The organism is Streptomyces sp. PH10-H1 (genome assembly GCF_030063355.1).
Lineage (GTDB): Bacteria > Actinomycetota > Actinomycetes > Streptomycetales > Streptomycetaceae > Actinacidiphila.
This window is the reverse complement of record NZ_JASISZ010000144.1, coordinates 1-8,281: the sequence shown is the minus strand read 5'-3', so window position 1 is coordinate 8,281 and position 8,281 is coordinate 1. Positions and strand designations below refer to the sequence as shown.

The following is an 8,281-nucleotide window of genomic DNA, read 5'->3' as shown; positions in this document are numbered from 1 at the left end:
TCGGCCTTCCAGGCGCTGATCACGGGCTCGACCAACTTCCACTGCTCGTCGGTGAGATCACTCGGGTACGGATTGCGACCACTCATCCCGCCACCCAAGCGAACCCCGAACGCCTGACCGGCAGAGATGCCCCAACGCCACCCCATCGAGCGACACCAAACCCGGCATTACAGTGCGAACCGCACTCTCAGTGCTCGCCTCGATCCTGAACACCTGTGTGTGCGCGAACAGGTACCGCACCAGCAACCGCTGGGCCTGCGTACCAGCACCGCGGCCCCGGCCCTCCGGCAGCAGCTGAATTCCGATGTTCCAGCAGTACGAGATCCGCGAGGTCATGACCTTCCGCCAGGCCACGAATCCGAGCCGGTCGGCGCCGGTCACCACCATCAGCTGGCCGCCGTCCTCGCCCAGCAGACCGTCCTCCGCCCAACGGCGCCGCCAACGGCCGGGATCCGACCAGCCCTGCCATTGGAACGGCCCGATCGCTTCCGGATCTGTCAGGAACTGCTCGAGCACCACCAAGTCATGCTCGAGCACGGGACACAGCATCACGGGTTCGTCGCACATCCCGGTCACCCTAGCCTCCGTGTTCCAGTTGTGGCAGGTGACGAGGTGACGAGGTGACGAGGTGACGAGGTGACGAGGTGACGAGGTGATGTCCGGCGCAGTGTCAGCGCGCCGCGTCCAGCCTCGTCCGCTGCTCCGTCGTCAGCTCCAGGTCCACTGCGGCCAGGCTCTCGTCCAGCTGCGCCACTGACGAGGCACCGACCAGCGGGATCACCGGGATTTCAGCGCCGATCAGCCAGGCCAGCACGACCTGATTCACCGTCGCCCCGGTTTCCCCGGCTATTTCCCGCAGTACCGCCTGGCGCACCGGTGTGCCCGCGTGGTCGAACTCGGGGCCCAGCGGCTTGTCCGCACGGACGTAGGCGCCGGCCAGCAGTGGCGAGTAGGCGACCAGCGCGAGTTCGGGCGCGTCCCGCACATAGCTGAGCATGTCCCCGCCGACGACGCCCTGGTCGCCGTCCGGGGAGAGCTGGCCCGGTAGATCGGCGCGCTTGCGCAGGTAGCTGTGCTGGTACTGCAGGACCTCATAGCCCGGCAGGCCGGCCACCCGGGCGATGTTCCGGGCGCGTTCGACCTTCCACATCCAGTGATTGCTCACCCCGAGCAGACCCACGGTGCCGTCGGCGACCAGTTCGGCGAAGCCCTCGACGGTCTCCTGCAACGGCACTGCGGAGTCCTCGATGTGCGCGTACAGCAGATCCAGCGTGTCCATCCCGAGTTGCTCCCTGCTGCGCTCCGCCGCCTCCCGTATCGCCTTGATCGACAGCCCTTCCGCGTTGTCGACGTAGCCGGTGCCGGGAGCGAGCGGCCGCGCGCCGAGCTTGGTGGCGATGGTGATCTCGTCCCCGACACCGCGGCTGCGCCGCCAGCGCCCGAGCAGCACCTCGCTCTCTCCGCCCCGGCTACCGGTGACCCAGAACGCGTAGTTGTTGGACGTGTCGATGAAGGTGCCGCCGGCCTCGACGTACCGGTCGAGAATCGCGAACGACGTCGGCTCGTCGGTGGCCGTGCCGAACAGCATGGCTCCCAGGCTCAGCACACTCACGTTCCGGCGAGTCTTCGGGTCCTGGCCGATCACGCGGTACTTCATAAGGTTCCTCCCGTCCGGCTCGGCCCGTCAGGCCGAGGCAGTGAGCAGGAGTCTGGGTCTTGAAGTGCGCTCTATGTCAACCTCCGTCCCGCAGGTGAGGACGGTAGGGCCTGCCGTCGACCGGCGAGTTGGCGCGGCGGCGTGGGTGGCACGTGGCACGGCTTCTTGCGCCGCTTCCGGGGCACGTGCTCTACGCTGCGGGAACTGCCCGGAGGCCAGACCTGCCGTCCGGCCGAACCGTGGTTGACCGCAACGCGAGAGGTACGCCGAGATGAGCCAGCCCGACGGCGAGGCCAGACACCACCCCGCGGTGATCGCCCACCGCAACACCCGTGCCACCGACGTCCAGCTGCGCATCGCCGACGCCATCACCAAGTTCGCCGGTTCGATGCGGTTCGTCTACATCCACGCGGTCGGCTTCACGCTCTGGATGCTGTTCGTCGAGTCGAACCCGTGGCCGACGCTGACCCTCGTGGTGTCGCTCGAGGCGATCTTCCTGTCGACGTTCGTCATGATCGGCCAGAACCGGCAGGCGGCCTTCCAGCAGATCAAGGCCGATCACGACTTCGTCGAACAGGAATTGGAGCTCAAGACCAATACCGAGTTGACGCGGGCCATTCACGCCATGACCACGGAGCTCCACAGCCGTCTGATCAGCGACGGCAACGAGCAGTAGCCCCGGCGCCATGACGGTGGTCTTCCACGATGCGCGTACGCGATACTCGGACGCTGAACGCGGGAGACCCCGCTGTCCGGGACGGTGGACGGCGGGGTCTCACAAGCGGGCGGTGCGGGTGGTCAGTGCGCGTTCTCGTAAGCTTCGCGGACCGTCGCGGGGACGCGTCCACGGTCGTTCACGTCATAGCCGTTCTCCTTGGCCCATGCGCGGATTCGTGCCGTCTCGTCGCCGGGGCGCGAGGCCTTGCGCGGAATCACGGAACTCTTGCCCCGGCCGGCTCGACGGCCCTTCTCGGTGAACGGACGCGTAGCGTCGAGAAGCTTGTCGAAGCTCTCCGGACTCAAGTCCAACTCATAGACAATGCCATCAATGGCGAGGGTGTGTGTCGTCGCCTCGGAGGACTCTTCCCCGGTGAGGTCATCGGTGTAGATAGTGACTATTTTCTGGGCCATGTGGCGCAGATTAGCAGTTCGCCGAAGAGGCGCATAGAAACAACATATCGTGCGCACGCGTGTACGGACAGGTAACACGGGGGGAGCCCCGCCAATAGGACTGCCGGGCTGCCCGCGTCGAGCCGGGAACTGCGGGAGGCGACGTGAGGGACTCGCGCGGAGGACCGGTTGCCCGTCCGGCTCGATGTCCAGCCCGTCGGCCAGACCCACGTGCGGACCGACGTGACCGGGCTCATTTTCAAGCGGCACTTTGATCGTGTCCGGCAGGCGTGAAGCTTCCGTGAATTGACGCCGAGGATCTTCCGAAATGCGGAGAGAATGGGTCATGGTTTTTCTGCAGAGTTCGAAGGATTCGATTCAGCGGGACGGAATCGATCGCTCGGGCAGGCGGGTCTTCCTGACGAGGGCGCTCGGTGTGGCGGCCGGTGTCATCGGCGTCGCGGTGGCCAGCAGGGCTCAGGCTGCCCGGCTTCCGCCAAGGCTGCCTCTGTCAAGGCCGCCCCAGCCTCCGGCAAGGCTCTTCCGCAGCCCCGTCGGGACAGTCGGAACGGGCGCTTCTTCCCGCTCCAAAGGCGATGTTGTCAATTCGTGGAACGGGCCCAATTCGCGGTCCAGCGGCGCCGGGTCGGTTGGATACGCCGCAATTCCCTCCAGGTCTGTCGCCTACTGCCCGGTTGGTGGGGGAGTGGGTGTGGGGTGGCGGCCCGGGGATTCGGGTGCCGTGCCGGCTCATGGTGATGTGTTGGCGCCCTGGCCCTGGCCGCCCGGCGCCGGGTCTTCGTCGGGGAGTTGCGCAGCCCAGGCGTGGGACCAGGTCAGCAGCGGCTGCATGGCGGCCACGAGCTCGCCGCCCAGTGGCGTGAGCCGCCAGGCTGCCGCGCCGGACGGAACGTCGGATGCGGCGATGCCGGCCTCCCGCAGCTCCGTGAGCCGGCCGGTCAGCACGCTGGACGACATGCCGTCGCAGCGCCGCTGAAGTTCCCGGAAGCCGATCGGACCGCCGCTCTCATGCAGCTCCCAGACCACGCGCAGCGTCCATCGCCGCCCGAGCAGATCCAGGGCGGCCATCACGGGACGTCCGGTTGACGAACCGCGTACCGGGCGGCCCGGCCGTGGTGTCGTTGCCAAGGCGACGCTCCTTTCCATCCTTGCACTTCTGTTTCCGAAGCATCATAGTTCCTGGCATGCCGCAACGCATCGACGGCGTCACGCCGCCCTACGAGGCCGAGACCGCCCGCTCCCTCCACGCCTGGATGCCGCCGGAGGCCACTCAGGAACCGCTGATGCTCTTCAAAGTTCTGGAACGGCACCCCGACTGGCCTCGCGCATGCGGGTACTGGGTGCCGGGCTGCTGGCCCACGGCCGGCTGACCGATGCCGACCGTGAGCTCGCCATCGACCGTGAGCTCGCCATCATGGACGGGGAGCCTTGGGCCGCGCCCTTTCCCGGCGCGCGGTGACGGGGCGGCTCCGTCCTGTACGCGCGCCCTGGCCTGTCTCAGGCCGCCGCGAGCGGCGGCGACTCGGGTGGCGTCGACTCGGCCGGCTCTGACCCGGCCGACGACAGTGCTTCCAGCCGCTTGATCATCCGTCGCAGCAGATACAGCGGGATGATCCCGATGACGCCGAACGACATGTCGATGAACTGCCAGTAGAGCGGGATCCCCCGGATCGGCCCGCAGATCAGCGCGAGCGGGATGACGCCGACGCACGCGATCATGCCGAACTCGATCATCCAGATGTTGCGTACCGGGTCGCGGAACGGCCCGTAGAACGCGACTGCGATCACCAGGTGCGCGAAGGCCAGCCAGTCGGTGCCGTAGAGAATGAACGGATACTTCTCGTCCGTCGCCTCCAGGCCCTCCCGCGCCCGCGAGATCCACTCCATCAGCGCGGGGAAGTGTCCGGGCACCGGGGAGGCGTCGGACTTCAGCAGGCTCTCGACCCAGCGCAGTTCGTGCACCAGGGGGAAGGCGGTCAGCCCGCTCAGCACCAGGCCCACGATGAAGATGGCCAACCAGACGCGAATGCGCCGTTCAAGGGCGCTGCTGTGCTCCATGACCCGCAGCGTACGCCCGGCTTTACCGTCCCTTTGCACCACCCCAGCACGCGGCCTCCACAAGTCACAGACCTATGATCGGGTTCACCGTGCCTCGAACTCCGGGTGCTCCCCGATCCACACGTCACCTGGGCTGCTATGGACGCGGCCGCGCCCTTGGGCTCGTGATCACCGAGGGCAACGTCAACGGCGGAGCCCGCTCCTACCGCATCGGCACCGAGCCGGGTCCCAGCGTTTCCGATGGCGCCCTCCCGGCAGGCTGTGGCGCGTGAAGGCCCTCCGACGCTGATTTCCTCGCGTCGGAGGGCCTTCGCTTGGTGCGCCGCGTTCCTCCCATGGGGCGTTGCCTGGCACCGACGGAACGCGGCGGACTCAGAAGCGGGTCGCGGGTGTTACTTGCAGTGGTCGTGCTTCTTGTCGTGGCCGCTCATGCCGTCGTGCTTGACCCACTTGCCGGATTCGTTGTGCTTGACCCACTTGCCGGATCCTTCGTGCTTACCGGAGTCTTCGTGCTTGCCGGAGTCTTCGTGCTTGCCGGACTCTTCGTGCTTGCCGGAGTCTTCGTGCTTGCCGGACTCTTCGTGCTTCCGGCCGCCCTGGTCGCCCCGGCCGTCGTTCCAACTCTCCTTGCTGTCACCACCGTTGCTGCAGTGGTTGCCCGAGGCGGGGTTGAGCAGACCGATCACATTGATCGAGTTACCGCAGAGGTTGATGGGCGCGTCGATGGGGACCTGGATGACGTTGCCCGACAGCACGCCCGGCGAACCGGACGCTGAGCCGTGGGCTTCGGCGTCCGCGGAGGCGACACCAGCTCCCGCCAGGACGATCCCGCCGACCAGTGCTACCACCGTCATGCTGTTGCGCATCAGCTTCACAACTACTCCTTTGGTGACGTCGTCTTCGACCGGCAGCCGGTCATCCGATCGACTGCCGATCCGGTCACTTACCCTTCGTCACGGTTCGCGCCTCGGGCGGGTGCCGCGCGGTGAAGGCACCCGCATGGACGCATGAGGCACACACGCGGGTGACAGGTCAGCCCGTAACAAGTCGGCCCGTCAGCAGCCAGCCCGTAAGCAGCCGGCACTCAGCCGTCAGCACCTGGACCGGTGGAGGCCGTGCGGTAGATCACCAGTTCGCCAGTTCACCCGTTCGTCCGTTGGCGCGCAGTCGGCGGACGGGACCGTTCAGGAAGAGGCCGGCCCGGCGGGGAGTGGGTCGAGCAGTGCGGCGGTGCACTCCTCAGCGAGGTCCTCGGCATGGGCGGGGAGGGGCGTACCGGCCCGCAGGTGACGGCGGACCAGTGAGAGGGGCAGGTCGACCAGGGCGAGAGCGACGCGTTCTGTGCCCTGGGGGCCCTCGGCGCCCAGAGCCGATGCGAGGGATGCGAGGGTGGCGCGCACGCGCTGGTTGCCGCGGTCCGCGCGGTGGGTGTGTTCCTCGGACCAGTCGGCGCACCCGAAGTCGTCGGCGCCGTAGAGCAGGAGAGCGGCCTCTTCTGGATGGGCGCGGCTCCAGGCGACGACATGGCGTGCCGCCGCGCGCCCCGCCCGCCGCGGGTCGGTGTTCGCCTCGATGGTCTTGAAGTAGCCGTCTTGGAAGCGCTCGACGGTCCGCAGCCACACTTCGGCGAGCAGCGCGGTCCGCCCCGTGAAGCGGTGGTACATCGAACCGCTCGGGGCTCCCACCGCTTTGGCTACCGCGGACATGGTCACCCCGGCCGGTCCCGACTCCGCGGCCTGCCGCACGGCGGCGTCGAGGAGCTGGTTCGTATCGAAGAGGGTTGGCCTGGCCATGTTCTAGAGAGTACCCTCCACATTATTAGAGGGATCCCTCTATTTTGATTCCTGGAGAATGCATGAGCGTCTACAACGTGCACGAGCGCCTGCTGGCCGCGAAGGAGAGCGAGGTCGGAGCACTGATCGACACCCTCTCGAGCGGCGGCGACGCGCTCTGGCCGCGCGGGGCCTGGCATCCCATGGAGTTCGACCGCCCCCTGGCGGTCGGGGCGGTCGGTGGCCACGGCCCGGTCCGCTACACCGTTGCCGCGTACGTCCCCTCCACGTGGGTGCGCTTCGCGTTCGGCGGGCCGCGCGGCTTCCACGGCTTCCACGAATACGCCGTCCTGGCCGTCGATGAGGAGCGCGCGCTGCTGCGTCACACGCTGGCCATGAACGTCCGCGGCCCGGCCCGTCTCACTTGGCCACTCGCCTTCCGGTCGCTCCATGATGCGTGCCTGGAGGACAGTCTCGACCGTGCCGAACTGGCATGCACGGGCGCGGTGGCGCGCCCGGCGCGCTGGGGCGTGTACGCACGGCTGCTGCGCGGTCTCGTTCGCTGACGGCGGCGTGCGGCAGTCGTGGCAGTCCCGTCGGTCGCGGCAACCGTGGTGCGGGCCTTCCCGGATGACACGTGTAACTAGTACGGTGCGATGGGCACCGCACGCATGTGGGGGCCGGAGGAGGAATCACCTGTGAAGCTCAACGTCCACGAGCGCGGCGACGGCGACAAGACCGCGCTGCTCATCCACGGCGGCATGTCGGACCACCGCACCTGGCACGCGGTCGAGGACGAACTCATCGCCCGCGGCTACCGGGTCATCGCCCCCGACCTGCGCGGTCACGGCCTCAGCCCCCGCGGCGACTACCGGCCCGAAAGTCTTGCCGATGACCTGGTCGAGAGCATCCCGGCCGGCGTCGACGTCGCCATCGGCCACTCCCTGGGGGGTCTGAGCCTGAGTTTCGCCGTCGAGCGGCTCCGCCCCGCCCGTGCCGTCTACTCGGACCCCGGCTTCCGGTTCGGCCACCTGCCGGCGAACATCACCCAATTCATGATCAACATGGTGCGGACCGCCACCGCCGAGAGTGTGCGGAAGATGAACCCGCGCTGGTCCGACGCCGACGTCGCGGCCGAACTGGCCGGCTTCGCGCTCTTCGACACCGGCTTCTTCGCCCTCACGGAGACGCAGGAAGACTACTTGCCTGCCAGCGCGGTCGTCCCGTCGATGGTGCAACTCGCCGACCCGAGTTTCACCATCGACGAATGCAGCGCCCAGGAGTTGCGCGACAACGGCTTCGAGATCCGTACCGTCAAGGGCGCCGGCCACTGCATTCACCGTGATGACTACGCCGGCTTCATGGCCTCACTGGACGGCTGGATCTGACACTACGTCAATGTCCGGCACGTTCGGGCGACGGCTGAAACGACGCCCTCGGCGGCCGACCGCGCGTCGACCACGGTCTGAAGCCCGCCACCGGCGCCCTCCCGCCGCGCGGGCAGCGTGCTCAATCCAGGTGCAATGCGTGAGCCCGGTACTACAGCCGGAGATCTTGAGGGTGGGTGATGGGTGGGATCGGCTGGTGGTGTTTCCAGGCGTGCAGCCCGGGCGGCAGGGGGTCTCCGCGACGTCGGTAGTGGCTGACCTGGGCGCGCGTCTGA

At 67.8% G+C, this 8,281-nt stretch carries 11 protein-coding genes and 1 pseudogene; 4 read left to right on the top strand and 8 right to left on the bottom strand.

Annotated features, from left to right (window positions below; all coding sequences use genetic code 11):
- The 3 genes and pseudogenes from QMK24_RS41630 to QMK24_RS40035 form a co-directional block, all read right to left on the bottom strand.
- Positions 1-86, bottom strand: a pseudogene (locus QMK24_RS41630) (IS5 family transposase); the annotation flags it as partial.
- Positions 58-537 (bottom strand): GNAT family N-acetyltransferase, encoded by a 480-nt coding sequence (locus QMK24_RS40040; RefSeq protein ID WP_283471825.1) that lies wholly within the window; start codon positions 535-537, stop codon positions 58-60. The pseudogene QMK24_RS41630 and the gene QMK24_RS40040, both read right to left, overlap by 29 nt.
- A gap of 133 nt (positions 538-670) precedes the next feature.
- Positions 671-1,657 (bottom strand): aldo/keto reductase, encoded by a 987-nt coding sequence (locus QMK24_RS40035; RefSeq protein ID WP_283471824.1) that lies wholly within the window; start codon positions 1,655-1,657, stop codon positions 671-673.
- A gap of 271 nt (positions 1,658-1,928) precedes the next feature.
- On the opposite strand from QMK24_RS40035, the gene QMK24_RS40030 reads away from it, so the two are divergent.
- Complete coding sequence (locus QMK24_RS40030; RefSeq protein WP_283471823.1) at positions 1,929-2,333, top strand: DUF1003 domain-containing protein; 405 nt, start codon at positions 1,929-1,931, stop codon at positions 2,331-2,333.
- 122 nt (positions 2,334-2,455) lie between these two features.
- On the opposite strand, the gene QMK24_RS40025 is transcribed toward QMK24_RS40030, so the two are convergent.
- Positions 2,456-2,788: a histone-like nucleoid-structuring protein Lsr2 gene (locus tag QMK24_RS40025; protein WP_283471822.1), complete on the bottom strand. Its 333-nt coding sequence runs from the start codon at positions 2,786-2,788 to the stop codon at positions 2,456-2,458.
- Between the two features lie 729 nt (positions 2,789-3,517).
- The gene (locus QMK24_RS40020) at positions 3,518-3,934 is read right to left on the bottom strand and encodes a winged helix-turn-helix transcriptional regulator (RefSeq protein ID WP_502962715.1); all 417 of its coding nucleotides are present in this window, start codon (positions 3,932-3,934) and stop codon (positions 3,518-3,520) included.
- 38 nt (positions 3,935-3,972) lie between these two features.
- Between QMK24_RS40020 and QMK24_RS40015 the strand changes: the two genes are divergently transcribed.
- Positions 3,973-4,158 carry a hypothetical protein gene (locus QMK24_RS40015; RefSeq protein ID WP_283471821.1) on the top strand — a complete coding sequence of 62 codons (186 nt, stop codon included), beginning with the start codon at positions 3,973-3,975 and terminating at the stop codon, positions 4,156-4,158.
- A gap of 127 nt (positions 4,159-4,285) precedes the next feature.
- On the opposite strand, the gene QMK24_RS40010 is transcribed toward QMK24_RS40015, so the two are convergent.
- The 3 genes from QMK24_RS40010 to QMK24_RS40000 form a co-directional block, all read right to left on the bottom strand.
- Complete coding sequence (locus QMK24_RS40010) at positions 4,286-4,846, bottom strand: hypothetical protein (RefSeq protein WP_283471820.1); 561 nt, start codon at positions 4,844-4,846, stop codon at positions 4,286-4,288.
- Positions 4,847-5,238: 392 nt separating this feature from the next.
- Positions 5,239-5,712 carry a chaplin gene (locus QMK24_RS40005; protein WP_283471826.1) on the bottom strand — a complete coding sequence of 158 codons (474 nt, stop codon included), beginning with the start codon at positions 5,710-5,712 and terminating at the stop codon, positions 5,239-5,241.
- Between the two features lie 318 nt (positions 5,713-6,030).
- On the bottom strand, positions 6,031-6,639 hold the full coding sequence (locus QMK24_RS40000; protein WP_283471819.1) for a TetR/AcrR family transcriptional regulator: 609 nt from the start codon (positions 6,637-6,639) through the stop codon (positions 6,031-6,033).
- 62 nt (positions 6,640-6,701) lie between these two features.
- On the opposite strand from QMK24_RS40000, the gene QMK24_RS39995 reads away from it, so the two are divergent.
- On the top strand, positions 6,702-7,184 hold the full coding sequence (locus QMK24_RS39995) for an SRPBCC family protein (RefSeq protein WP_283471818.1): 483 nt from the start codon (positions 6,702-6,704) through the stop codon (positions 7,182-7,184).
- A 132-nt stretch (positions 7,185-7,316) separates the two neighbouring features.
- Positions 7,317-8,006, top strand: coding sequence for an alpha/beta fold hydrolase (locus QMK24_RS39990; RefSeq protein WP_283471817.1), 690 nt, complete (start codon positions 7,317-7,319; stop codon positions 8,004-8,006).
- Positions 8,007-8,281 lie beyond the last annotated feature (275 nt).